We start from the raw sequence: 23,701 nt of genomic DNA on the forward strand, positions 1-23,701 counted from the left end.
CTTCTGATAACCTGTTTACTATCAGGATAAATATTTAACTTAACGACCCAAGTCTATGGCGTCATAGTCTTTAATAGGACTCAGGTACACTCATGACAGACACACACAGCATGAATAACGACAGTAAAAATATAGCCATGGCGGTACTTGGTGCGGGCTCTTATGGAACATCACTCGCGATATCATTGGCACGAAATGGTGCGCATGTGATGCTGTGGGGGCACGATCCTGAGCATATGGCACGCTTGCAATCTGATCGATCCAATCATGCCTTTTTGCCAGGAATAGAGTTCCCTTCGTCTCTGATAATAGAGCCTGATTTGGCAAAGGTGGTCAAAGCTAGTCGGGACTTGCTTGTTGTCGTACCAAGCCACGTATTTTCTGATGTACTAGCTAAAGTTCACCCTCACCTCCGCTCTGATTCTAGATTGTGCTGGGCGACCAAAGGACTTGAACCTGAGACAGGGCGTTTACTTCAAGATGTTGCCACAGAAATTATTGGCGATACCTATCCTTTAGCCGTTCTATCTGGGCCGACGTTTGCTAAAGAGTTAGCAATGGGTATGCCTACAGCAATATCCGTTGCTTCACCCGATCAAGACTTTGTTACTGATCTTCAAGACAAGATACATTGCAGTAAGACCTTTCGAGTGTATGCCAATAGCGATTTTATCGGCATGCAGCTTGGGGGTGCGGTTAAGAATGTGATTGCAATTGGAGCAGGCATGTCTGATGGGATAGGCTTTGGTGCCAATGCTCGCACCGCGCTGATCACCCGAGGGCTTGCTGAGATGACTCGACTTGGCACAGCACTTGGAGCTCAAGCGGAGACGTTTATGGGCATGGCTGGACTTGGTGATCTGGTTTTGACCTGTACCGACAACCAGTCTCGTAACCGCCGTTTTGGGCTGGCATTAGGAGAAGGTAAAGGTGTGCAAGTGGCACAGGATGAGATTGGTCAGGTAGTTGAAGGATATCGTAACACTAAAGAAGTATGGTTGCTGTCAAAAAGGGTAGGGGTTGAACTGCCAATCGTTGACCAAATATACCAAGTGTTGTATCAAGGTAAAGATGCGCACCTTGCTGCGAGAGATTTGCTTGCTCGTGATAAAAAAGCAGAAGCCTAAAGCTGGGCAATATTAAGCTTCAAGGCGCCTTGTAGTAGTCAGATGTAAGGTTTAGAAATGAAACATTGTGAGAAACAGAAAGTTTGGCAAGCGGTGGTAAGGGAGGCTCGTGACTTATCCGAGCAGGAGCCCATGCTAGCCAGCTTTTATCATGCAACCATCATTAAGCATGACAGTTTGGCTTCGGCGTTAAGTTACATCTTAGCCAATAAACTTAATACGGCTTCTATGCCTGCAATGGCTGTCCGTGAAGTGATTGAAGAAGCCTTCAGTGCTGATAGCACTATCATTGAAGCTGCCGCTTGTGATATTTGCGCGACGGTCAACCGTGATCCTGCTGTTTCCATGTATTCAATGCCTTTGCTTTATTTGAAAGGCTACCATGCACTGCAAGGGTATCGCGTGGCGAATTGGCTATGGAAACAAGGACGAGTTGCTCTAGCGACCTATTTGCAGAATCAAATTTCGGTGGCTTGTCAGGTGGATATTCATCCGGCGGCGCGCATAGGTCAGGGAATCATGCTCGATCACGCAACAGGCATTGTGATTGGCGAAACGGCTGTTGTCGAGAATGACGTATCAATCCTTCAAGATGTTACATTAGGTGGTACTGGTAAAGCTTGTGGTGATCGACACCCGAAAATACGTGAAGGCGTCATGATTGGTGCAGGGGCCAAAATTCTTGGTAATATTGAAGTTGGGGAAGGGGCTAAGATTGGTTCTTGCTCTGTGGTGCTACAACCTGTGCCGCCACATACAACTGCTGCTGGTGTGCCCGCTAAGATTGTGGGTAGGCCCAAAACCGATAAACCATCGCTTGATATGGACCAGCAATTTAATGGACGTTCACAAAGCTTTGTGGGTGGTGATGGTATCTAAACGACCATATTAATTCGATAAAAAAGGTTGGTGCTATGCCAACCTTTTTTAATCTTGCTTATGCTAGAGCTGTCAGCTCTGCAAGCACTTCTTCAGCCCACTCTACCCAAGCTTGGCGCACGAGTAGGTTACGACGAAGTGTTAAGCGCTCAAGACGCTGCTGTTTGTCGAGAGTTGCAGGTTTAGAATAGTAAGCGCTTTCAATCTCTTTGTAATGCGAGACAAGCTTGCGAGATTCCTCGACCAGCTCCGCAAGTTGTTGATGGTAAGGTGCTGAGGGCTGCACAGCGCATGCCATCAATTTGGCACAGAACTCATCGCGAACGGTTGGGTGAGCTGTTGGTTGATCGAACCATTCTCCGAGTGCGACTCGTCCCGCATCTGTGATTGAGTATACTTTGCGGTCGGGTTTGCCTTCTTGGGGCTCAAGTACGCAAGTAACGAGTTTGTTCTGAGCCATTTTGTTGAGCTCACGATAAACTTGTTGATGACTTGCTTTCCAAAAGTAGCCAATAGTGGCTGAAAATTCTTTGGTGATATCATATCCAGTGGCATCGCGTGTGCTTAGAACTGTTAGGATAACGTGTGGTAATGACATGTCTTTAATCCAAATGGTCAAATAAATACTAATAACTGCTTTGCTACTGTTGTGCTTCTTTGGCACTTATCATCAGTAGAGACACAAGCAGCGCCAACAATGTTGGCCATGTCACCTTAAAAGCCGTTTTATCACCTAGAGCGATCTGTAATTTTATTATTCATCGCAAAGGAGAAGTATTATATCTAAATAATAAGCATAAAGTAGAATAGAAGGGCCGATAATGGTAAAAAACTGATAATTAACTCAATAAATCTTTTTATCAGCATAATATTCTAAACCTTTGCTTTTTTAGTTTGTCTTTTGGTTTTTTGTTTTTATGTATTTGGTGTTTTTAGCATCAGATGCATTGGGGCTGTCGATTAAATCAGCCCCAAATCATAGTTCACTGCGACTATCCAGTGTTGCGCATTCCGGCTGCGATGCCCGCAATGGTTACCATTAAAGCCTCCTCTAGTTCAGGAGAAGCCGAGCTATTTTGGCGATTGCGGTACAGTAACTCCGCTTGGAGCATATTGAGAGGCTCAACATAGATGTTGCGTAAGCGAATGGACTCTTGCCCCCAAGGATCGCTTTGCATTAAATTTTCATTGTTTTCAACATTTAATACCGCTTTGATGTCCTTACTCAGCTGCTGGCGTAATTGTTCACCTAAAGGTTGCAATTTTTCTTCAACCAATCGCTCATCGTAATAGCGAGCGATCTCTAAATTACATTTGGTGTAGACCATTTCCAGCATACCAAGGCGGGTAGAAAAAAATGGCCACTCGCGACACATTTCTTCCAATAGAGTTTGATGTCCTTTGTCGACAGAGTGTTGAATCGCTTCACCAGCTCCTAGCCAAGCAGGTAGGACTAAGCGGTTCTGACTCCAAGAAAATATCCATGGTATTGCACGTAGGCTCTCGACTCCGCCGTTTGGATTGCGTTTTGCCGGGCGAGATCCAAGTGGTAATTTGCCTAGCTCAAGTTCTGGTGTTGCTTGACGAAAATATGGCACGAAGTCAGGCTTACCTCGAACGATATTTCTATACGCTTCACAACTGATTTTAGACAGAAGATTCATCTGATCACGCCATGCTTGCTTCGGCTCAGGTGGCGGTAGTAAGTTAGCCTCTAAAATTGCGCTTGCATAAAGATTAAAGCTATTTACCGCAACCTCTGGAAGTCCGAGTTTAAAGCGGATCATTTCACCTTGCTCCGTGACTCTTAATCCTCCTTTTAAGCTTTTAGGAGGTTGCGATAACAGAGCAGCGTGGGCTGGAGCACCGCCACGTCCAATAGTTCCCCCTCGGCCATGGAATAAGGTCAGTTCAACGCCTTCTTCTTCTGCAACTTTGACCAATGATTCCATAGCATGATATTGGGCCCAACCAGCAGACATGACGCCAGCATCTTTTGCTGAGTCTGAGTAGCCTATCATAACCATTTGATGGTTTTGGATAAAACCTCGGTATAAATCAATTCCCATCAGCTGTTTGACAACCGACTCAGCATTATTCAGATCATCAAGTGTCTCAAACAGCGGGCATACATCCATACGGTAGGGGCAACCTGCTTCTTGAAGTAATAAATGCACCGCGAGCACATCTGATGCCGTGCGAGCCATGGAAATCACATAGGCACCAAATGCTTCACGTGGCTGAGTGGCGATAATTTTACACGTATCAAGTACTTCTTTTACCGCTTCAGAAGGTTGCCAATCTCTTGGGAGCAAAGGTCTTTTAGAAGCTAGTTCATTGGTTAGAAAAGCGATTTTATCTTGCTCATTCCAATGATTGTAATCTCCAATCCCCAGATAGCGGGTTAACTCTGATAATGCATCCGAGTGGCGTGTACTTTCTTGGCGAATATCCAAACGAACCAAATGAACCCCAAAGGCTTTGATACGGCGCAGTGTATCTAGGAGAGAGCCTTCCGCTATGATGCCCATGCCGCATTGATGTAATGACTGATAGCAGGCATACAGAGGATCCCATAGCTGCTCCACTTGTTGCAGCGGCGCTTTAATAGCAATTTTTTGGCCTTTGATTTTTCCATCAAGGATGGCCTTGGTGTCGGTAAGTAGCGAACGAAGCTGTTTAAGAATGGCGCGATAAGGTTCATGTTCATCTTCACCAGCCAGTGATCGTACAGCTTCATTGCAGCGCGTCATGGAAAGCTCACTGATTAATTCATTGATATCATTGAGGTAGAGATCGGCTGCTTTCCAGCGAGATAGCAGCATGACTTCACGAGTAATGGTGTGTGTGACAAACGGATTACCGTCTCGGTCTCCCCCCATCCATGATGAAAAGTGAACGGGTCTCGCATCAATCGGCAAGCCTTCTTGTAGATACTCACGTACTTTCCCGTCTAATTCACGCAGAAAGTCTGGCACGGCTTCCCACAGTGAGTTCTCGACCACGGCGAAGCCCCATTTGGCTTCATCAAGAGGAGTAGGGCGCTGCTGACGTATCGTATCTGAGTGCCACCCCTGTGCGATTAATTGCTCAAGCCGACGTTCGGTTTTTAACCGCTCTTTACTGGAAAGTTCATTTAAATCGAGCTTTGATAAACACTTATTAATCTTGACCAGCTTGTTGATCATGGTACGACGTGTGATTTCTGTTGGATGCGCTGTGAGCACGAGTTCTATATTGAGATCACGAATAGCTTGGGCAGTATCTAGCTGACTAATACCATTTTGGTTGAGTTTTGAAAACAAAGCTTTAATGGCATCGGGTTCGTTGACATCTGTGTCGCAGTGGCGAGAAATGGTGTGATATTGCTCTGCCATGTTGGTGAGGTTGAGAAATTGATTAAAGGCGTGAGCAACAGGGGTAAGTTGGTCGTCAGGTAGGTTTTTTATTTCTTCTATTAAGCTTTCTCTGTCTGATTTATTACCGGAGAGAGCAGATTTGGAAAGCTTACGAATGGTTTCTACTTTTTCCAGAAGGGCATCACCATGAGCATCTTTGATGGTATTACCCAATAAATGCCCCAGCATGCTCACATTGCTTCTGAGAGCAGAGTATTTTTCGTTCATTATTATCCTACCTTGTAAAAAAATTACATCCATTGTTCCTTGTTGAATAGACAATCTAGCGAAAAATATCAATGAGAGTCAAATACTCTTGCATAGTAGTGCAAGGTTAACCTAGGCTCGCTAATTTCAGTATTAGGCTGCTTTTGCCCAATACTGAAAATTTATTACAAACTAGGGCCAGTGAAAAAGCGGCCTTTACTAAACTAGAAACAATATTTATGCATTGCTTTGGAGAGCACGTCTATGGTCGGTTCGATAAACTCAAAGCCAAGATACTCATCGGGTTGGTGCGCTTGTTCTATTGAACCTGGGCCGAGGACAAGTGTTGGGCAAAGCTGCTGCAAGAAAGGCGCTTCAGTGCAATAGTTAACTGTTTCACTGTCTGTTTCAGATATTTCTTCCATCCCTTTTATAAACGGATGATTATGCTGACATTCATAACCAGGAATAGGCTCATGGAGAGCGGTGATTTCAATTCTTCCGGGCCACTTTAGTTCAACTTCCTTTAACGCGCTGCGTAGCATATTGTCCAAACTATCTAAGCTAATTCCAGGTAATGGACGTACGTCGTAGTGCAGCTCACAACAGCCACAGATTCGATTAGCACTATCCCCTCCGTGTATATGACCAAGGTTGAGAGTGGGACTTGGAATGGCGAATCCTGGGTGGTGATAATCTTTAATAAGTCGGTCGCGCAGTTGCATCATGGCAAATAAGATTTCATGCATAATCTCAATCGCATTAACACCAAGAGCCGGATCAGATGAATGACCTGATTTGCCCGTCACCCGGATAGAGTTAGCCATATGTCCTTTGTGGCCACGGATTGGAACTAGGCTGGTAGGCTCACCAATAATACAGTAATCAGGTTCAATAGGACTGTTATCAGTAAAATGCCGTGCCCCGAGCATGGTTGTTTCTTCATCACATGTCGCCAGCACATATAAGGGCTTGGTTTGCTTGCTCCAGTCAACTTTTTTTACCGCTTCATAAATGAATGCGAAAAAGCCTTTCATGTCAGCAGTGCCAAGCCCATAAAAGCGATTGTCAGCTTGGGTCAGTTTATGTGGGTCGAAATTCCAACGCCCTTGGTCAAAAGGAACCGTATCACTGTGGCCAGCAAGTAGCAGTCCACCCTCGCCCGTTCCCTTTTTAGCCAGTAGATTGAATTTTCCTGCCGAGACTTTGATTACATCAGTTTCAAAGCCGAGTGATTGCATCCACGAGTCTAGTTTTTCAATCACACGTGCGTTTCCCTGATCCCAGCTTGGGTCAGTCGAACTGATTGATGAGGTGGATATCAGGCCTTGATAGACCTCGATAAAACTGGGTAGTTGCATAATTAGTTTCGCTTTGCCTGTTGACATAAATGATTAATGAAGGTAAAACACATAATAAATCAATTTAAATGAATAAAAAACCGATATTGATGGTTATTTTAAGATTTATAATCATTAGTAACTGTAATTTTTAAAGGTTAGTCGGATGTTCGATATGCTCAAAACCACAATTATTGGTGCCAGCGGTTATACAGGGGCTGAACTCGCCCTAATGGTGCATAAACACCCACAGCTTACACTATCGGGTTTATATGTTTCAGCCAAGAGTGTAGACGCAGGTAAATGTATTTCCCAATTGCATGGCAAGCTATCAGGTGTGGTGAACCATACAGTAGAAGCCTTGCACGACCCTGAGCTCGTGGCTGCTCAAAGTGATGTGGTATTTCTGGCAACCGATCACCAAGTCAGTCATGACTTAGCACCTATTTTCCTTGCCAAAGGTTGCCAAGTTTTTGATTTGTCGGGTGCATTTAGAGTTAAGCAAGAAGGTTTTTATGAGCAATTTTATGGCTTTGAGCATCAGCATCAAAATTGGTTAGAGACTGCGGCTTACGGTTTGGCAGAGTGGAACAGCGATAGCATTAAGCAAGCTCAGTTGATTGCTGTACCTGGGTGTTATCCCACAGCTTCACAGCTTGCGATAAAGCCGCTGGTTGAGGCGAAGCTTTTAGATGTTAGACAGTGGCCAGTAATTAACGCAACCAGCGGTGTGTCAGGAGCTGGTCGTAAAGCATCCATGACCAACAGCTATTGTGAAGTTAGTTTGACGCCTTACGGCGTATTTTCTCATCGTCACCAACCTGAGATTGCGACCCACCTTGGTGCAGACATTATATTTACTCCTCATCTTGGTAACTTTAAACGCGGTATTTTGGCGACAATAACCATGAAGTTAGCTCAAGGTGTGACTCAAGAATGCGTCGAAAAGGCATTTCAAATCGCCTACCAAGATAAACCTGCGGTGCGCTTACTATCTGCAGAATTACCTAGTATTCAGAATGTGGAGAATTCGCCATTTTGCGATATCAACTGGAAGGTTCAGGGCGAGCACATCATTGTTGTTTCTGCGATAGATAACTTACTTAAGGGTGCTTCGAGTCAGGCGATGCAATGCCTCAATATCCACTATGGATTTGCAGAATTAACTGCCCTTGTATAAACAAGCAGGCAAAAGGAAAAGTAATGACAGAGAACGAACAAACCCCATTAGTGATAAAGCTCGGCGGCGCTGCATTGTCGTGTTCTAAGACATTGAGTCAGGTTTTTGGTGCGATTGCAGATTATCAAAGTTCGGCTCAGCGACCGATCGTCATTGTTCACGGAGGCGGCTGCTTGGTGGATGAACTTATGGACAAGTTTCAGCTGGAAACAGTCAAAAAAGATGGCTTGCGTGTAACACCCTATGAACAAATCCCTTTGATTACAGGCGCTTTGGCTGGGACCGCGAACAAAATGTTGCAAGGCCAAGCGATCAAGGATGGTTTGAATGCGATTGGTTTAAGCCTTGCCGATGGTGGTTTGTGTCAGGTTGAAGAGTTGGATCCCGAGCTTGGCGCAGTTGGTACAGCAACACCGGGAAGCTCAACCCTATTACAAGCGGTTCTCGATAGTGGCGCTTTACCAATTATTAGCTCAATTGGCATCACGGCTAATGGACAAATGATGAATGTCAACGCCGATCAGGCAGCCGTCGCGGTTGCTGGAGCCTTGGACGCTGACCTTGTATTGCTATCGGATGTGAGTGGTGTGCTCGATGGTAAAGGGCATCTTATAAATAGCCTTGATGATAAAGAAGCTCAAAGCCTTATCAATGGCCATGTGATCACCGATGGCATGATTGTCAAAGTCAAGGCGGCATTGGAAGCTGCCAATACGCTCGGACGCTCTATTGAGGTAGCAACTTGGCGCTATCCAGAGAAGCTCGCGCAGCTATTTGCTGGGGAAAGTATCGGCACCCAGTTTTTACCGAATAATTAAAGAATTACCTACAGCACTGACCGCCATGTGCAGGGCTGAAATTTTGGAGAGAAGTAGAAATGAGTAAAGTAAAAGTCAGTAAAGTTGTTGTCGCATACTCTGGCGGTCTTGATACCTCGGTAATTATCCCGTGGCTTAAAGAAAACTATGATTGTGAAGTGGTCGCTTTTGTTGCTGATGTGGGACAAGGTGCTGAAGAGTTAGAAGGCATTGAAGCTAAAGCCAAAGCATCAGGGGCCTCTGAATGTTATGTTGCGGATCTTAAAGAAGCCATGGTTGCGGATTACATCTATCCAACCTTAAAAACAGGGGCTTGTTATGAAGGTAAATATTTACTCGGCACTTCAATGGCTCGTCCTATTATTGCAAAAGCGCAGGTAGAGGTTGCACGTAAAGTGGGTGCGGATGCTTTGTGTCATGGATGTACTGGCAAGGGTAACGATCAAGTGCGTTTTGAAGGTGCATTTGCAGCCTTAGCTCCCGATCTGCATGTTATTGCTCCGTGGCGCGAATGGGATCTTGTCAGCCGTGAAGAGTGTCTTGATTACCTTGCTGAGCGTAATATCCCATGTACTGCTTCTCTAACTAAAATCTATTCAAGAGATGCGAATGCTTGGCATATTTCAACGGAAGGCGGCGTACTTGAAGATACTTGGAATCAGCCTAATGAAGATTGCTGGGTTTGGACTGTTGACCCTGAACAAGCGCCAAATGAAGCCGAGTATGTCACCTTAAAAATTGAGAAAGGTGAAGTTGTAACGGTCGATGGTGAAAATATGACGCCATACAATACGCTTGTCTACCTGAATCAAAAAGGGGCTAAGCACGGTATTGGCCGCATTGATATTGTCGAAAACCGTTTGGTTGGCATGAAGTCTCGCGGCTGTTATGAGACCCCTGGGGGCACCATAATGATGGAAGCGCTGCGTGCAGTGGAGCAATTGGTGCTTGATAAAACCGCTTTTGAATTCCGCGAAGAGCTCGGGGTAAAAGCTTCACATCTAGTATATGACGGACGCTGGTTTACGCCTTTATGCAAATCAATTTTGGCAGCATCAGAAGAGTTGGCTCAGGATGTTAGTGGTGAAGTGGTGATCAAACTGTACAAAGGCCAAGCCACAGTAACGCAGAAACGTTCTCAAAACAGCTTATACTGTGAAGAGTTTGCAACTTTTGGTGAGGATGAAGTGTATGATCAGAGCCATGCTGAGGGCTTTATTCGCCTCTATTCTTTGTCCAGCCGTATTCGGACACTTAAACATCAGAATAAGTAATAGCAGATAATTCAAACGAGCCCATTTGCATTGCGAATGGGTTTTTTTGTTTACTTTATCTCGGCTCAAAATAAATTAACTTGAATAAATATGTATAAATAATGAATTTATACTTTATTTTTTGTTCAAATTGCCGTAACTTTGCAGCATAAGATTAAAACTGGGTTGAACCCAGAGTGACGTAGAAAACGAAGCTGTTCATCGAGCAAATGAGCACTGGTAATCAGGAGAGACGCAATGGCATTATGGGGCGGAAGATTTACCCAAGCAGCAGACACAAGATTCAAGGAATTTAACGATTCATTGCGTTTTGATTACCGATTAGCAGAGCAAGATATCGTTGGCTCTATTGCTTGGTCTAAAGCATTGCTATCTGTCGGTGTGTTATCTGAGCAAGAGCAACAAAAGCTAGAGTTAGCCTTGAATGAGCTAAAACTGGCGGTTATGGAAGATCCGCATCAGATCCTAAGCTCTGATGCAGAAGATATCCATTCTTGGGTTGAGCAGCAGTTAATTGGCAAGGTCGGAGACCTAGGCAAAAAGCTTCATACCGGCCGTTCTCGTAATGATCAGGTGGCGACTGACCTCAAATTATGGTGTCGTCAACAAGGCCAGCAGCTACTTATGGCTTTGGACCGTCTGCAATCACAAATGGTTTCTGTGGCTAAGGTGCACCAAGCGACTGTGTTGCCTGGTTACACGCATCTGCAACGTGCTCAGCCTGTCACTTTTGCACACTGGTGCCTGGCTTATGTCGAAATGTTTGAAAGAGACTATTCACGCCTGCAAGATGCAATTGAACGTTTAGATACCTGCCCTCTAGGTTCTGGCGCGTTGGCTGGAACTGCGTATCCGATTGACAGGGAAAAACTGGCTCACAACTTAGGTTTTCATCGTGCAACTCGTAATTCACTTGATTCAGTATCTGATCGTGATCACGTGATGGAGCTGATGTCAGTGGCCTCCATTTCTATGCTGCACTTATCTCGTCTGGCCGAAGATATGATCTTTTATAATTCTGGTGAGTCTAACTTTATCGAGCTTGCAGATACAGTAACCTCAGGCTCATCTTTGATGCCACAAAAGAAAAATCCAGACGCATTAGAACTGATCCGTGGCAAGACTGGCCGCGTCTACGGTTCACTTGCTGGCATGATGATGACAGTAAAAGCGCTTCCTCTTGCCTACAACAAGGACATGCAAGAAGACAAGGAAGGATTGTTTGACGCTTTAGATACTTGGAATGATTGCATGGAGATGGCTGCTCTGTGTTTTGATGGGATAAAAGTTAACGAGCAGCGCACGTTAGAAGCGGCTAAACAAGGGTATGCGAATGCGACTGAGTTGGCGGATTATCTCGTAGCTAAAGGTATTCCGTTTCGCGAGGCTCATCATATTGTCGGTGTTGCTGTCGTCGGCGCAATTGCTAAAGGATGTGCACTTGAAGAGTTATCAATCTCAGAGCTGAAAGAATTTTCTTCTGTCATCGAACACGATGTCTATGAGATCTTAACCATTGATTCATGTTTGGAAAAACGCAGTGCGTTAGGCGGAGTATCACCAAAGCAGGTCGCTCATGCTGTTGAACAAGCAGAAGGTCGTTTGATCGCCCGTGATGCCTACGCTGTGAATGTTCGTCCAGCGCGTTTGACGGATATAGAATCTTTGGAAGGTATGGTGGCGTATTGGGCAAACATGGGAGAAAACCTGCCACGTTCTCGTAGCGAGTTGATTCGTGATATTGGGTCATTTGCGGTAGCCGAGCATCACGGTGAAGTGACAGGATGTGCTTCTCTTTATGTGTATGATTCCGGATTGGCAGAAATACGCTCATTGGGTGTTGAGGCTGGCTGGCAGGGCCAAGGCCAAGGGAGTGCCATTGTGCATTACTTGGTTGAGAAAGCCCGCCAAATGGCGATTAAGAAAGTATTTGTCCTTACCCGAACCCCAGAGTTCTTTATGAAGATACAATTTTTGCCAACCTCTAAATCTTTGTTGCCTGAAAAAGTCTTGAAAGACTGCGAGCAGTGTCCTCGTCAGCATGCGTGTGATGAAGTCGCGCTGGAGATTAACCTGGTGGAGAAATCGATAGCGCGAGCGAATGTTGCATAATAAGTCGCGTAGTTTTTAAAAAGATCAAAAAAGATCGCATTTTTGTGGAACCTTATCCAAAAAGCAGGGTCTATTAAAATACCACTGCTTTTTCTTAGAATTATCTAAGAGAGCCCCAAGACCGAAATTGGTTTTGGGGCTTTTTTTCGCTTGTTGCTTCGAAAAATGAGCTCAAGTTTTGATCTTATATTTGCTTCTTCGCCAAGGGAGAATAACAAAGCGCATCCAGAGATGAAGAAAGAGTAGGGAGTGAAAAGCAAATCCTGCTACCAGTATCGATATAGATTCGATGGATTTAGGGCTGTGCTTTCCTAGATACCACCAGAGTACCCAAGTTATTATCGAAAGACAGGCTAGCTGGATCATGCAGCGCTGACATCGCCCCACCTTTTTCCAAAACCAAGGTTTCTCACAGTATTTGCATGCCATAAGGTAGATTGCTTACCAGTTTCACTAAAATCATGTGTTAGCTTAGTTGAAAGCGATTTTTGAGTAAATTTTTACCTGTGTAAGATAAAAATAAAGCGAGCCATGTGGCTCGCTAAAAATGCATTGGTTATACGAGTTCTAACAACCAGGCCCACAGTCAAGGCAGTGCTTGATCATCTCTGGCCCTAGGTGCAGTTTCGCATTGAGATCACGTAACGCAGTCCTAACACCTTCTTCTATCACTGGGTGATAAAAGGGCATATCCAGCATTTCGGATATCGTCATTTTGTTTTGGTGTGCCCAAGCGAGTAGGTGGGCTAAATGTTCGGCGTTTGGCCCAATCATCTCTGCTCCAAGGAAGCGTCCCGTCCCTTGTTCACCATAAACATGTAATAGACCTTGATTGCGCAGCATGACTCGCGAGCGGCCTTGGTTTTCAAAAGATACCGCACCGGTCGCAAAGCAGCCGCAGTTTCCTAGCCGAGTTTCAAGCTGCTTGAAACTTTCTCCTACCATAGCGATTTGAGGGTCGGAGAACACAGCCGAAATGGATGAACGGCGAAGTCCTGCGCGGATGTCTGGGTAGCGTCCGGCGTTATCGCCTGCTATGCGTCCTTGATCGGCGGCTTCGTGTAACAAAGGGATTTGGTTACTTGCATCACCAGCAATAAATATATTGTCTGCCGAGGTTTGCAGTGTGTAGTGGTCAGCCGTAGGTACACCACGTTCATCTAACTCAATGGATGTATTTTCGAGTCCAAGCTTATCCACATTTGGTCGACGACCTGTTGCGGCAAGAACGTAATCAACGATAAAGGTCTCAAGTTCACCATCATGGTTGATAAATTGGATTTCAACTTTATCTTCTTTCGAACCATCGGAAGCTGCGATACGCTTCATTTGTTCCACTTTGACGTCGGCATCCAAATAAAACTCTTGTTTAAATGCTTTATCAGCATAGCTCATCACTTCTGGGTCAGTCAGCGGACCAACTTGGCCGCCGAGACCAAACAACTTAATCTCAACACCGAGGCGGTGTAAAGCTTGGCCAAGCTCCAATCCAATAACACCAGGACCAAATACAGCAACAGATTTTGGTAAGTCATCCCAGTCAAAAACATCATCGTTAATGACTAGGCGATCTCCCAGCTCATTCCAAACATTTGGGTAAGCAGGTCGAGAACCTGTTGCAATTACAATACGCTTGGCGGTTACTTGAGTGTGTCCATCGATATTTAGCGTGTTGTTATCAACAAACTGAGCATAACCAACAATTTTGTCTTGGGCGGGTATTTCATCGACCCCTTCTAGAACAAAGCCAACGAAACGATCGCGTTCTCTTTTGACCCTGTCCATCACTTCACGGCCATTGATAGTAATATTGCCTTGTGGATGAACACCAAACTGTGGTGCTTTCTCAATTTGGTGCACACTTTCGGCTGCTGCTATCAGAAGTTTCGATGGCATACAACCGACTCTAGCGCAAGTGGTGCCGTATGGGCCACCTTCAATCATAACCACGCTTGAGGTATGCGCTTTGGCCGCGCGATAGGCACCTAAACCAGCAGTTCCACCGCCAATCACTGCAACATCGACATTAAGCTGTTTCATTTTCTATTCCTGTCAGATAAACCACCGAAGCAACTTATTGCTTCGGTGATGATATTGAGTATCGCGCTTGGCACTGGAGCTCAGAGCGCAAAAGTAGTGAGGTATACCCCCAATAGATTGTTAGCCTAGGTAAGACTCAAGCTCTTCACTGCCGCCTATATGTTTTCCACCAATGAAAACTTGTGGTACGGTTGCGCGACCTGAGATAGCACGTAAGCTGACCGTAGTAGCATCTTTGCCCAAGATAACTTCTTCGTATTGAAGATTATGGTCGATCAAACTCTGTTTTGCTTTAGCGCAGAAAGGACAGCCAGGTTTACTGAAAACAGTAATAGATTCTTGAGTCTTGTGATCAGGGGCAATATAGCCAAGCATGGTATCTGCGTCAGAGACTTTGAATGGGTCGCCAGGCTCATTCGGTTCAATGAACATTTTTTCAACCACGCCATTTTTGACTAGCATGCTATAGCGCCATGAGCGTTTGCCAAAGCCGATGTCATTTTTCTCAACAAGCATTCCCATGCCATCAGTGAATTCGCCATTACCATCTGGTAAGAAGGTGATATTGGTCGCTTCTTGATCGGCTTTCCAAGCATTCATTACAAAGGTGTCATTGACAGAAACACACAAGATTTCATCTACGCCATGCTCTTTGAACACTGGGAATAATTCATTGTAGCGTGGCAGGTGGCTTGAAGAACAAGTAGGAGTGAAGGCACCTGGTAGACTAAATACAATCACAGTCTTGTCTTTAAAAATATCGTCACTGGTGACGTTTACCCAAGCATCGCCTTGACGAGTTGGGAATGTGACTTGTGGTACTTCATGGCCTTCTTTCGATGTAAACATTACTGATTCCTTTGAAAAGATTAAAAATTGTATCAGCAGCTGATGTGCTTGATGTCGATGGAGCTATTATTTGAAATTTACTTTGATAGCTCCAATCGTTAGATGCTATGGTATCGATAGGTTTTTTCTATTTTTATGGGTAAATGAAAAAATGAATATCCGTGATTTCGAGTATTTGGTGGCTCTGGCAGAACATAATCATTTCCGTAAAGCCGCGGAAGCGTGCTTTGTCAGTCAACCGACCTTGAGTGGCCAAATTCGTAAATTGGAGGATGAGATAGGCACGGCCTTATTAGAGCGAAGCAGTCGGCGCGTTTTATTCACTGATGCTGGCCTTCAGTTGGTTGGGCAAGCCAAGCGAGTTTTATCTGAGGTGAAGACCTTCCGTGATATGGCGAGCGGCCAAGGAAAAGCCATGACAGGCCCTATGCATATCGGCTTTATCCCAACCGTTGGTCCTTACTTACTGCCTAAAATTGTCCCTGTACTAAAAGAGCAATTTCCTGAGCTTGAATTGTTTTTACATGAGGCTCAGACTAATCAACTGGTTAGGCAGTTAGAAGATGGTAAGTTAGATTGTTTAGTTTTGGCTTCTGTAGCTGAAACCGAGCCATTTAAGGAAATTGAAGTTTATGAAGAGCCACTGAGTATTGCCGTTCCTTGTGATCATCCATGGGCAAAGCTAGATAAAGTCGATATGTTGGAGTTGAATGGTAAAACGGTATTAGCTTTAGGTGATGGGCATTGTCTTAGAGATCAAGCACTAGGCTTTTGTTTTGCTGCTGGAGCAAAAGATGATGAGCGTTTTAAAGCGACCAGCCTTGAAACATTGCGTAACATGGTCGCTGCAGGTGCGGGTATTACCTTGTTACCTGAATTATCTTTACCCAAAGAAAAATATAAAGATGGGGTTTGTTATGTGAAAGCGACAAACCCAGTGCCTTCTCGAAGCATTGTCGTCGCTTATCGCCCTGGCTCTCCACTACGAGCTCGTTTTGAACAATTAGCTGAAGCTATAAAGCAGCAGTTAGAGAAGAAATAATCTCTAGGCGTGAAAAGATACTAATCTTTTTAACGCGGCTTGTTGGAATACTCCCGATAGTTTTATATCGGGAGATATCACTTAGAAGAGTTCTTCGTTTTCTGCTGAGGTATAGATACTGTCTGTCACTTCATCGCTGACAAAGTCTTTTGGCTCTGTACCTTCCAGGAAATACTCAAACATCGAACTTGCATCAAACTTATTAGTCAATAAGCCTGAGTTACGATCGATTCTCACCCTGACAATATTGGCAGGAATTTCTTTTTCCTGAGATGGAACGCCAGCCAAAGCGACTTTCATAAAATCGACCCAAGCGGGCTGGGCTGTTCTGGCGCCAGCTTCTACGCCCGAATTTTGATCTTTACCAAGATTGCTGTTGGGTACAGTGCGGCCTAGCTTACGAGTATGATCGTCAAAGCCTACCCAAGAAATTGCCACCATACCGGGACCATAGCCATTATACCAAGTGTCCTTGGAATCGTTGGTAGTACCGGTTTTACCACCAATATCTCGGCGTTTGAGCGCTTGCGCTCTCCATCCAGTTCCGTTCCAGCCCGTACCTTCACTCCAGTTGCCTCCTCCCCATATGTTGCTGTACATCATTTCGCGTACCAAAAATGCGGTTTGCTCTGAAATGACTTGAGGGGCATATTGGGCACTCTGCTCAACATCAATGGGATCAATGTCCTGCTCTAAAAACTCATTACTTTGCTCATCTGAGCCTTCAGAAAGGCATGAATCACGACAAATTATTTTGGGCTTCGCCTCAAACTCTAAATCACCAAAAGGGCCTTCGACTTTACTGATGTAATAGGGCTCGACATAGTAGCCACCGTTGGCAAATACCGAGTATCCTTGCGCCATTTTCATCGGAGTTAAGCTGCCTGCCCCCAGCGCTATAGTCTCAGAGCGAGGTAACTGATCAATGTCAAAGCCAAAGCGAGTCAAATATTGGCGTGTTTCATCGAGTCCAACCTCTCGTAGCACTCGAACAGCCATGACATTTTTGGATTGAGCGAGGCCAATTCGTAAGCGGGTCGGTCCTATATAAGTTGGCGGGGAGTTTTTCGGGCGCCACGCTGTACCTTGGCTTTTATCCCACTGGTTAATCGGGGCATCGTTCACTAAGGTTGCGAGGGTTAACCCTTTATCTATAGCTGCGGAGTAAATAAAAGGTTTAATACTTGAACCAACTTGTCTTACTGATTGAGTGGCACGATTAAACTTATTGTGGACAAAGTTGAATCCACCAATAAGAGACATAACAGCACCATTTTCAGGGTTCATTGCGACAAAGGCAGTATTCGCATTAGGCACTTGGCCCAGATGCCAGGTTGTACTTTGCTCTTGGTTATCAGTAAGTGTCTCAATCGGGCGCACCCAAATCTGTTCTCCTGCCGTAAGTACTTCAGTGGCTGAGCTTGGGGCTGGTCCTTGTCGCTCATCAGTCAAAAACTTACGAGCCCACTTGATACCGTCCCAACCTAGGGTTTGAGCGCCTTGATTTTTTACCCAAACTTTAGCTTGCTGAGCTGTGACACTGGTTACTATCGCAGGAGTTAGCTCACCGTATGTGGGAACTTTGGATAGTATTTTATCCATTTCTTGAGTGTTTAGTGGTGTCTGACTTTCTTGCCAAAGAACTTTTTCTGCACCTCGGTAGCCGTGTCTTTCATCGTAGGCAATTAAGTTGTTGATACTGGCCTCATTCGCGGCTGACTGCAGCTTAGAATCGACGGTAGTATAAACATTCATGCCTGATGTATATGCTTCTTCTCCATATCGAGACACCATCCAAGCGCGCGCGAGTTCGGCAACATAAGGTGCATTAAGCTCTATTTCTGCGCCGTGATAACGGGAAATAATGACCTCATTTCGTGCTTGGTCGTATTCGGCTTGAGTGATGTATTCTTCATTCAACATGCGCTGGAGGACAACATTTCTGCGATTGGTTGCACGCTCAATGGAGTAGATCGGGTTCATAGTCGAAGGTGCTTTTGGCATGCCTGCAAGAGTTGCAACTTCGCTCAGGGTGAGATCCTTTAAATCTTTGCCAAAGTACGTTTGTGCTGCTGCGCCAAAACCATAAGAACGGTAACCCAAGAAAATTTTATTGACATACAACTCCATAATTTCTTGTTTACTGAGTAGTTGTTCAATGTGAATGGCAATAAAAATCTCTTTAATCTTACGCATAATCTTCTTCTCGTTTGAGAGGAAAAAATTACGTGCCAGCTGCTGAGTAATAGTACTTGCGCCCTGTTTCGCTGAGCCTGAAACGGCGACGACAAGTGCAGCACGGGTAATACCAATTGGATCAATGCCCGGGTGTTCGTAGAAGCGACTGTCTTCAGTTGCTATCAGTGCTTCGATTAGGTGAGGTGGAATTTCGTCATAAGTGACAGGTATGCGTCGCTTTTCCCCAAACTGAGAGATGAGTTTGCCGTCTTGACTAAATATCTGCATAGGCGTTTGCAGTTTTACATCTCTTAATGTTGCAACATCGGGCAACTCAGGTTTGACATAAAGATAGAAACCAAAAATGGTTCCAATCCCAAGCAGTGTGCAAACCAATACGAAAATAAACAATCGCTTTATGAACTTCACCGGAGAATCCCTGATTAATTACGCTTACGTTATGCAAACTCTTACAGTTTAAGCTAAAAACGTAGCTCATATGTGTTTATGTTCCCACAAAATCAATGATTTAAATTAGTGGGTGACGCTAACCTGACGGAGCTGAGCTGCATGAGTCAATCATTCATTACGGGCGTTGATATTGGCCACAAGTTTATTAAAGCTGTGGTTTTAAAGCCCGGAAAAAACACTTGCAAACTTGTTGGTTGTTATCAAGTGTCGGTTGACGCGGACATTCTTACTGATAATGACAGGTCAAATTATCAGGAAATTGTAAAGAAACTCAAAGAACTAAGAAAGGCTTTACCATTATTTAGTCGTAAAGTTTGTCTGAGCATTCCAGATAATATGGTAATAACTAAGCAATTACAGTTAGATAGCCGATTAAATCAAGATGAATTTCAATTTGCTATCAAGCAGGCGCTCTCTGAGCATTTAGTGATAGACCCAAACCAACTCTACTTTGATTTTGTAGCTTTGCCCAGTCATAGCGAAACGCATAGCAGGGCTTATCAAGTATACGCCGCTCATAAACGTAATATTGATGACTTGATGTCCGTTTGTTCTCAAGCAAGATTGAAACCTTTGTTCATTAACCCATGTTCGTTCAATCTGATGCAAATTTGGCGAAATGCGGTTGCTCACTATCAACAAGATAGCTGGTTACTTATTGAGTTGAATAGTTCCCAGTTGGCAGTTTACTTTGAATCTGAGCTGCAAGGTTGTGTGTATCATGCGTTTGAGTCTGGTAGCACGAAAGTCACACTGAGTAATGGGCTTAGAAGTTTATATCTGCATATACATCTATTGAACATCAAGCCTGAAGGCATATGGCTGACAGGTGAATCTCGCTTGAATCCTGAGTTAGTACTGGAGTCGATTCCTGAGTGGAAGCTTACCTGTATCGTTCTGCCTTTGTTGAAATTGCTGGAATCTAATATCAACAACCAACCCCTATTATTCGGTGAATTTTCTCGAGCTTTGGGGCTGGCGCTTAGCGGTAAGCAATGGTTGGAGAGCCTTGATGACACATAACATCAACCTTGTCCCGTGGAGAGAGAGGCATCATAGAGAACAATTGCGCCAGCTGCTCCTTGGTTTGTGTTTGGTTACTGCGTTGGGCATTTTTATCAGTTGTGAACTGACATATTACCTTGCATCACAAGTCGCCATTCAGCAGTTAAGGGTGTTGAAGCTGAATGAGCGAATTCAATGGCTTGAGCAAAGAAAAAAGCAAGTCTATTCGCTGCGTCAGGATATAGACACAATTAAATCTAACATTAATCACTTGGCGAGATTAGATGCTAAGCGCACTTATCCTCTTATTACTATGCATACTCTAGCTGAGTTGATACCAGAAGACGTCTATTTCAATCATATTAGTTTGAGCGGCGCACGAGTTGATGTTCAAGGGGTTGCTACAACCGTGAAGGGAATTGACACGCTTCTTACCAATCTTAGTGAATCTTCTCAAACGCATTCGGTACGGATGTCAGAGCTGCGTTCTTATCAGCAAGATGCTCAACTCGGCTATCAATCATTTTCGCTGCAATTTTCTTTGGTTGAAGATGCTTATGATTGAGTCAAACTACTTTGCCTCTCTTTCGATTACTAAGCTTAGCCGAGTAGTCCGAGTCTGTTTGCTTGGTGGCTATCTAGCCTTTGTCTTAATGGTTGGTTTTTTGCTTTATATGCGGCCGCATATGGTCTTACTCGACTCTTTGCTAAGTAAAGAGCGCCTATTAAAGCAAACGCTAGAGTTAACCAGTAGCACAGTGTTGCCCGATAAAAAACTACAGAGTGAGCTAAGAGCACTGCAAAAAATAGAAAGCCAATTTAAGGAGCAATTATCGTCTCCTGCAAGGTTGCCAAAAGTGGTTAAAGATTTAAGCGCGTTAGCAAAGCAAAATTCTTTGCAGATATCGAGCATAATTCAAATCGGCACAGAAAAAGCCAATGATAGGTCTAATCCAGAACTTGAAATTGAGCTTTATGGTGAGTATCGAGAACTCGTCGCCTTTTTTCATTTTGTCTCTAATGCCCCTTCTTTTATTCAGTTTAAAAGTGTTGATTGGACTAGACGTAAAGGAAAAGGTGATGGCCTGCGTATGAAGGGGACACTTACTCTTGGTATGGGGAGTTTTGAACTTGATAACAAGAGCTAAAATTGTTGCGTTGTTGTGTGGTTTTTTATTTGGCTGCAAAGCGAATCAAGACCCTTTGTTATTAGAAGTCAGTGATACACCGAGAGATGTATCTGAAACTATTAGTGACTTTGCGCAGCTTCATAGTGGCTTTTCCCAATATAGTTTGGATGAATCCTTTGAATTAAAACGCGATCCTTTTTCTATTCCAGAGTCGATTAATAAAGCCACCCACTCAAGTAATCAATGCCCGCAGTCTAATAACGTTTCAAATAACAATTTGATCAATCTGCCACTGGATGATTTGAGACTGGCTGGGATTATCGGGCGAAACACAGACTATATCGCTTTAATTGAGCTTCCTGGCGGGGAGGTAATAAGAGGAGTTATTGGACAGAGGATTGGTCTTGAACAGAACATAATAACCGACATTAGTTCCAAGGTACTCACGATAAGACGATGGACTCTGGAGGATGGGCAATGTCAATTGGTAGCAGACACTAGATTGAAAATCTCACGTTAGGATTAACTAAATGGAGAAAAACAGAATTGGTAAAAGTTGGCCCTTATTGATTGGCTTATTTTTCTATTGTCAGTTTGTCCACGCTGAGGAACATTCCCCTTCTTATCAAGATAACATTCAAAAAGTGGATATGAGTGACCGCAGGTTATCGGTTAACTTTGAAGATATTCCTGTACGGAGTGTGTTGCAGCATATAGCTGATTACGGCGACTTTAATATCGTGGTGTCTGATTCTGTATCTGGGTCTGTGACGTTAAGGCTCAACGATGTTTACTGGTCGCAATTGCTCGATATGATTCTGTTGGTTAAGGGTCTTGATAAGCGCCAGATTGGTGATGGTTTGTTGGTATTTAAAAAATCAGATGCAAACTTCATTGATGATGCTTTAGTGTCTGAACCGCAATCATTGCAGTCTGCAATTATTGCCATGCGGTTTGCCAATGCCACAGAGATCGCCGCAATATTAGGAGGTGATGCGGCAACCTCCATGCTGTCAGAGCACGGTGCTATTTCTGTAGATACAAGAACCAATGCGCTCTTGATTCGCGATCAAGCTACTTATATTGAGGCGATGAAAGTCATTATCTCAGCACTCGATGTGCCTGTAAAACAAGTACAAATAGAAGCGCGTATTGTGAGTTTGAGTGAAGGTGATGTTCAAGAACTGGGTGTTCGTTGGGGACTCAATGCGATAAAGGGCAATTATACTCTTGGCGGTTCGATAGAAAATAATTTATCAAACATAAGCTTATATTCAGAAGGTGAATCCAGCATTGATGACTTCCTTAATGTTGATCTTTCAGTTGCATCTAACACTGCCTCGACAATTGCTTTTCAAGTCGCTAAATTGAGTAGTGGAGTCTTGCTTGATCTTGAGTTATCTGCGCTGCAAAGAGAGTCAAGAGCTGAGGTTATTTCTAGCCCACGTTTGATTACTACCAACAAGCAGGCTGCGTACATAGAACAAGGTACAGAAATTCCTTATTTGGAAGCAGCTTCGAGTGGTGCTACCAGCGTTAACTTTAAAAAGGCGGTATTAAGCCTCAAGGTAACGCCTCAGATAACCGCCGATAATCGCCTAATCCTTGACCTTAAGGTTACGCAAGATAGGCCGGGCCAAGTTGTGAAAACAGGCACAGGAGAAGCTGTCGCCATAGATACTCAACGCATTGGTACTCAGGTACTAGTTAATGATGGCGAGACGATAGTGTTGGGCGGCATTTATCAACATAGTGTGTCAGATGCCCTTGATAAAGTGCCACTTTTGGGCGACATTCCGTTATTAGGAGGGCTTTTTCGTCGGAGTTATCAGCAAATGGGAAAAAGTGAACTGCTTATTTTTGTCACACCGACTTTGATTACTCCGTAAGACAATAGAGCAAATTAATAGGGTGTTAATTGCATGAAACTTAAGCATAAATAATAATTATCCCCTAACAAATCCAAAATGAGATGAAAATAAATTTGCAATAGTGTCACCTTACCTAGATAATTTCGGGTCTTATCACGAATTATCTGTGAGGAATTGGTGCCACAGGCATATCTTGGGCTGGATTTATCTGGCTTTCTTGTGGCGATGTCATTGAATTAACGTTGTAAATTACTGCTAAACATGGCTGAAAAACGCAATATTTTTCTTGTTGGACCTATGGGTGCTGGCAAAAGTACAATTGGTAGACATCTCGCTCAACAGCTTCATATGGAGTTTGTGGATTCGGATACCGTAATTGAAGAACGCACAGGCGCTGATATCGCTTGGGTATTTGACGTTGAAGGTGAAGACGGCTTTCGTGTGCGCGAAGAAAGGGTGATCAACGATCTGACCGAAGAGCAAGGTATTGTTCTGGCGACAGGCGGTGGTTCAATCAATAGCAAAGAAAACCGCAATCGTCTTTCTGCGCGCGGAATTGTTGTTTATCTGGAAACAACAATAGAAAAGCAACTTGCACGTACTAATCGTGACAAAAAACGTCCCTTATTACAGACGGATAACCCGCGAGATGTGCTAGAGTCGCTAGCTGGTGAACGTAACCCTCTTTATGAGGAAATTGCGGACTACACAGTGCGAACTGACGATCAAAGTGCAAAAGTGGTAGCCAACCAGATTGTAAAAATGCTAGAAGAACGTTAA

20 protein-coding genes are annotated in these 23,701 nt (G+C 44.2%); 13 read left to right on the forward strand and 7 right to left on the reverse strand.

Annotated features, from left to right (window positions below):
- Nucleotides 1–92: 92 nt before the first annotated feature.
- Entirely contained in the window at nucleotides 93–1,127 is a 1,035-nt protein-coding gene (gene gpsA, locus MHN79_RS09505; protein ID WP_239172692.1) for an NAD(P)H-dependent glycerol-3-phosphate dehydrogenase, read from the forward strand.
- 57 nt (nucleotides 1,128–1,184) lie between these two features.
- A complete protein-coding gene (gene cysE / locus MHN79_RS09510) occupies nucleotides 1,185–2,006 on the forward strand; it encodes a serine O-acetyltransferase (RefSeq protein WP_160931527.1) in 822 nt (273 codons plus the stop codon).
- A 58-nt stretch (nucleotides 2,007–2,064) separates the two neighbouring features.
- Here the strand turns inward: cysE and MHN79_RS09515 are convergent, their stop codons facing one another.
- From MHN79_RS09515 to argE, 3 genes are all read right to left on the reverse strand, one after another.
- Entirely contained in the window at nucleotides 2,065–2,604 is a 540-nt protein-coding gene (locus MHN79_RS09515; RefSeq protein ID WP_114785986.1) for a PadR family transcriptional regulator, read from the reverse strand.
- Nucleotides 2,605–2,998: 394 nt separating this feature from the next.
- Complete coding sequence (ppc, locus tag MHN79_RS09520) at nucleotides 2,999–5,632, reverse strand: phosphoenolpyruvate carboxylase (protein WP_239172693.1); 2,634 nt, start codon at nucleotides 5,630–5,632, stop codon at nucleotides 2,999–3,001.
- A gap of 203 nt (nucleotides 5,633–5,835) precedes the next feature.
- Entirely contained in the window at nucleotides 5,836–6,972 is a 1,137-nt protein-coding gene (gene argE, locus MHN79_RS09525; RefSeq protein WP_239172694.1) for an acetylornithine deacetylase, read from the reverse strand.
- A 154-nt stretch (nucleotides 6,973–7,126) separates the two neighbouring features.
- Here argE and argC point away from each other — a divergent pair, with 154 nt between their 5' ends.
- The 4 genes from argC to argH all read left to right on the forward strand — a co-directional run bounded on the left by argC (nucleotide 7,127) and on the right by argH (nucleotide 12,335).
- On the forward strand, nucleotides 7,127–8,131 hold the full coding sequence (gene argC / locus MHN79_RS09530) for an N-acetyl-gamma-glutamyl-phosphate reductase (protein ID WP_239172726.1): 1,005 nt from the start codon (nucleotides 7,127–7,129) through the stop codon (nucleotides 8,129–8,131).
- A 23-nt stretch (nucleotides 8,132–8,154) separates the two neighbouring features.
- Complete coding sequence (gene argB, locus MHN79_RS09535; protein WP_239172695.1) at nucleotides 8,155–8,949, forward strand: acetylglutamate kinase; 795 nt, start codon at nucleotides 8,155–8,157, stop codon at nucleotides 8,947–8,949.
- 59 nt (nucleotides 8,950–9,008) lie between these two features.
- Complete coding sequence (locus MHN79_RS09540) at nucleotides 9,009–10,223, forward strand: argininosuccinate synthase (RefSeq protein WP_239172696.1); 1,215 nt, start codon at nucleotides 9,009–9,011, stop codon at nucleotides 10,221–10,223.
- Nucleotides 10,224–10,460: 237 nt separating this feature from the next.
- Nucleotides 10,461–12,335: an argininosuccinate lyase gene (gene argH, locus MHN79_RS09545; RefSeq protein ID WP_239172697.1), complete on the forward strand. Its 1,875-nt coding sequence runs from the start codon at nucleotides 10,461–10,463 to the stop codon at nucleotides 12,333–12,335.
- A gap of 171 nt (nucleotides 12,336–12,506) precedes the next feature.
- On the opposite strand, the gene MHN79_RS09550 is transcribed toward argH, so the two are convergent.
- The 3 genes from MHN79_RS09550 to MHN79_RS09560 all read right to left on the reverse strand — a co-directional run bounded on the left by MHN79_RS09550 (nucleotide 12,507) and on the right by MHN79_RS09560 (nucleotide 15,224).
- Nucleotides 12,507–12,764, reverse strand: a complete 258-nt coding sequence (locus MHN79_RS09550; RefSeq protein ID WP_239172698.1) for a DUF3624 domain-containing protein — start codon at nucleotides 12,762–12,764, stop codon at nucleotides 12,507–12,509.
- 138 nt (nucleotides 12,765–12,902) lie between these two features.
- Nucleotides 12,903–14,375: a dihydrolipoyl dehydrogenase gene (locus MHN79_RS09555; RefSeq protein ID WP_152429367.1), complete on the reverse strand. Its 1,473-nt coding sequence runs from the start codon at nucleotides 14,373–14,375 to the stop codon at nucleotides 12,903–12,905.
- A gap of 120 nt (nucleotides 14,376–14,495) precedes the next feature.
- On the reverse strand, nucleotides 14,496–15,224 hold the full coding sequence (locus MHN79_RS09560; protein ID WP_239172699.1) for a glutathione peroxidase: 729 nt from the start codon (nucleotides 15,222–15,224) through the stop codon (nucleotides 14,496–14,498).
- Nucleotides 15,225–15,375: 151 nt separating this feature from the next.
- Between MHN79_RS09560 and oxyR the strand changes: the two genes are divergently transcribed.
- Nucleotides 15,376–16,266 carry a DNA-binding transcriptional regulator OxyR gene (gene oxyR / locus MHN79_RS09565; RefSeq protein WP_152429369.1) on the forward strand — a complete coding sequence of 297 codons (891 nt, stop codon included), beginning with the start codon at nucleotides 15,376–15,378 and terminating at the stop codon, nucleotides 16,264–16,266.
- A gap of 81 nt (nucleotides 16,267–16,347) precedes the next feature.
- Here the strand turns inward: oxyR and MHN79_RS09570 are convergent, their stop codons facing one another.
- The gene (locus tag MHN79_RS09570) at nucleotides 16,348–18,873 is read right to left on the reverse strand and encodes a PBP1A family penicillin-binding protein (RefSeq protein WP_239172700.1); all 2,526 of its coding nucleotides are present in this window, start codon (nucleotides 18,871–18,873) and stop codon (nucleotides 16,348–16,350) included.
- 141 nt (nucleotides 18,874–19,014) lie between these two features.
- On the opposite strand from MHN79_RS09570, the gene pilM reads away from it, so the two are divergent.
- The 6 genes from pilM to aroK all read left to right on the forward strand — a co-directional run bounded on the left by pilM (nucleotide 19,015) and on the right by aroK (nucleotide 23,701).
- Nucleotides 19,015–19,938 (forward strand): pilus assembly protein PilM, encoded by a 924-nt coding sequence (gene pilM / locus MHN79_RS09575; protein ID WP_239172701.1) that lies wholly within the window; start codon nucleotides 19,015–19,017, stop codon nucleotides 19,936–19,938.
- Entirely contained in the window at nucleotides 19,928–20,485 is a 558-nt protein-coding gene (locus MHN79_RS09580) for a PilN domain-containing protein (RefSeq protein WP_239172702.1), read from the forward strand. The genes pilM and MHN79_RS09580 overlap by 11 nt, the downstream gene beginning before the upstream one ends.
- Nucleotides 20,478–21,068 carry a type 4a pilus biogenesis protein PilO gene (gene pilO, locus MHN79_RS09585; protein WP_239172703.1) on the forward strand — a complete coding sequence of 197 codons (591 nt, stop codon included), beginning with the start codon at nucleotides 20,478–20,480 and terminating at the stop codon, nucleotides 21,066–21,068. Before MHN79_RS09580 ends, pilO begins: the two co-directional genes overlap by 8 nt.
- The gene (locus MHN79_RS09590; RefSeq protein WP_239172704.1) at nucleotides 21,052–21,570 is read left to right on the forward strand and encodes a pilus assembly protein PilP; all 519 of its coding nucleotides are present in this window, start codon (nucleotides 21,052–21,054) and stop codon (nucleotides 21,568–21,570) included. Before pilO ends, MHN79_RS09590 begins: the two co-directional genes overlap by 17 nt.
- Before the next feature lie 10 nt (nucleotides 21,571–21,580).
- Nucleotides 21,581–22,939 carry a type IV pilus secretin PilQ gene (pilQ, locus tag MHN79_RS09595; RefSeq protein WP_239172705.1) on the forward strand — a complete coding sequence of 453 codons (1,359 nt, stop codon included), beginning with the start codon at nucleotides 21,581–21,583 and terminating at the stop codon, nucleotides 22,937–22,939.
- Nucleotides 22,940–23,182: 243 nt separating this feature from the next.
- A complete protein-coding gene (aroK, locus tag MHN79_RS09600) occupies nucleotides 23,183–23,701 on the forward strand; it encodes a shikimate kinase AroK (protein ID WP_152429376.1) in 519 nt (172 codons plus the stop codon).

The organism is Vibrio sp. Of14-4, assembly GCF_022347625.1.
Classification (GTDB): domain Bacteria; phylum Pseudomonadota; class Gammaproteobacteria; order Enterobacterales; family Vibrionaceae; genus Vibrio; species Vibrio pristinus.

Excerpts from the sequence above, each read along its gene's own strand:
- argH (WP_239172697.1), top strand. The coding sequence starts at position 10,461 with ATGGCATTATGGGGCGGAAGATTTACCCAAGCAGCAGACACAAGATTC.
- pilO (WP_239172703.1), top strand. The coding sequence starts at position 20,478 with ATGATTGAGTCAAACTACTTTGCCTCTCTTTCGATTACTAAGCTTAGC.
- MHN79_RS09515 (WP_114785986.1), bottom strand. The coding sequence starts at position 2,604 with ATGTCATTACCACACGTTATCCTAACAGTTCTAAGCACACGCGATGCC.
- MHN79_RS09540 (WP_239172696.1), top strand. The coding sequence starts at position 9,009 with ATGAGTAAAGTAAAAGTCAGTAAAGTTGTTGTCGCATACTCTGGCGGT.
- MHN79_RS09560 (WP_239172699.1), bottom strand. The coding sequence starts at position 15,224 with ATGTTTACATCGAAAGAAGGCCATGAAGTACCACAAGTCACATTCCCA.
- pilM (WP_239172701.1), top strand. The coding sequence starts at position 19,015 with ATGAGTCAATCATTCATTACGGGCGTTGATATTGGCCACAAGTTTATT.
- MHN79_RS09580 (WP_239172702.1), top strand. The coding sequence starts at position 19,928 with ATGACACATAACATCAACCTTGTCCCGTGGAGAGAGAGGCATCATAGA.
- MHN79_RS09550 (WP_239172698.1), bottom strand. The coding sequence starts at position 12,764 with ATGGCATGCAAATACTGTGAGAAACCTTGGTTTTGGAAAAAGGTGGGG.
- aroK (WP_152429376.1), top strand. The coding sequence starts at position 23,183 with ATGGCTGAAAAACGCAATATTTTTCTTGTTGGACCTATGGGTGCTGGC.
- ppc (WP_239172693.1), bottom strand. The coding sequence starts at position 5,632 with ATGAACGAAAAATACTCTGCTCTCAGAAGCAATGTGAGCATGCTGGGG.
- pilQ (WP_239172705.1), top strand. The coding sequence starts at position 21,581 with ATGGAGAAAAACAGAATTGGTAAAAGTTGGCCCTTATTGATTGGCTTA.
- argC (WP_239172726.1), top strand. The coding sequence starts at position 7,127 with ATGCTCAAAACCACAATTATTGGTGCCAGCGGTTATACAGGGGCTGAA.
- MHN79_RS09555 (WP_152429367.1), bottom strand. The coding sequence starts at position 14,375 with ATGAAACAGCTTAATGTCGATGTTGCAGTGATTGGCGGTGGAACTGCT.
- cysE (WP_160931527.1), top strand. The coding sequence starts at position 1,185 with ATGAAACATTGTGAGAAACAGAAAGTTTGGCAAGCGGTGGTAAGGGAG.
- gpsA (WP_239172692.1), top strand. The coding sequence starts at position 93 with ATGACAGACACACACAGCATGAATAACGACAGTAAAAATATAGCCATG.
- argB (WP_239172695.1), top strand. The coding sequence starts at position 8,155 with ATGACAGAGAACGAACAAACCCCATTAGTGATAAAGCTCGGCGGCGCT.
- argE (WP_239172694.1), bottom strand. The coding sequence starts at position 6,972 with ATGCAACTACCCAGTTTTATCGAGGTCTATCAAGGCCTGATATCCACC.
- oxyR (WP_152429369.1), top strand. The coding sequence starts at position 15,376 with ATGAATATCCGTGATTTCGAGTATTTGGTGGCTCTGGCAGAACATAAT.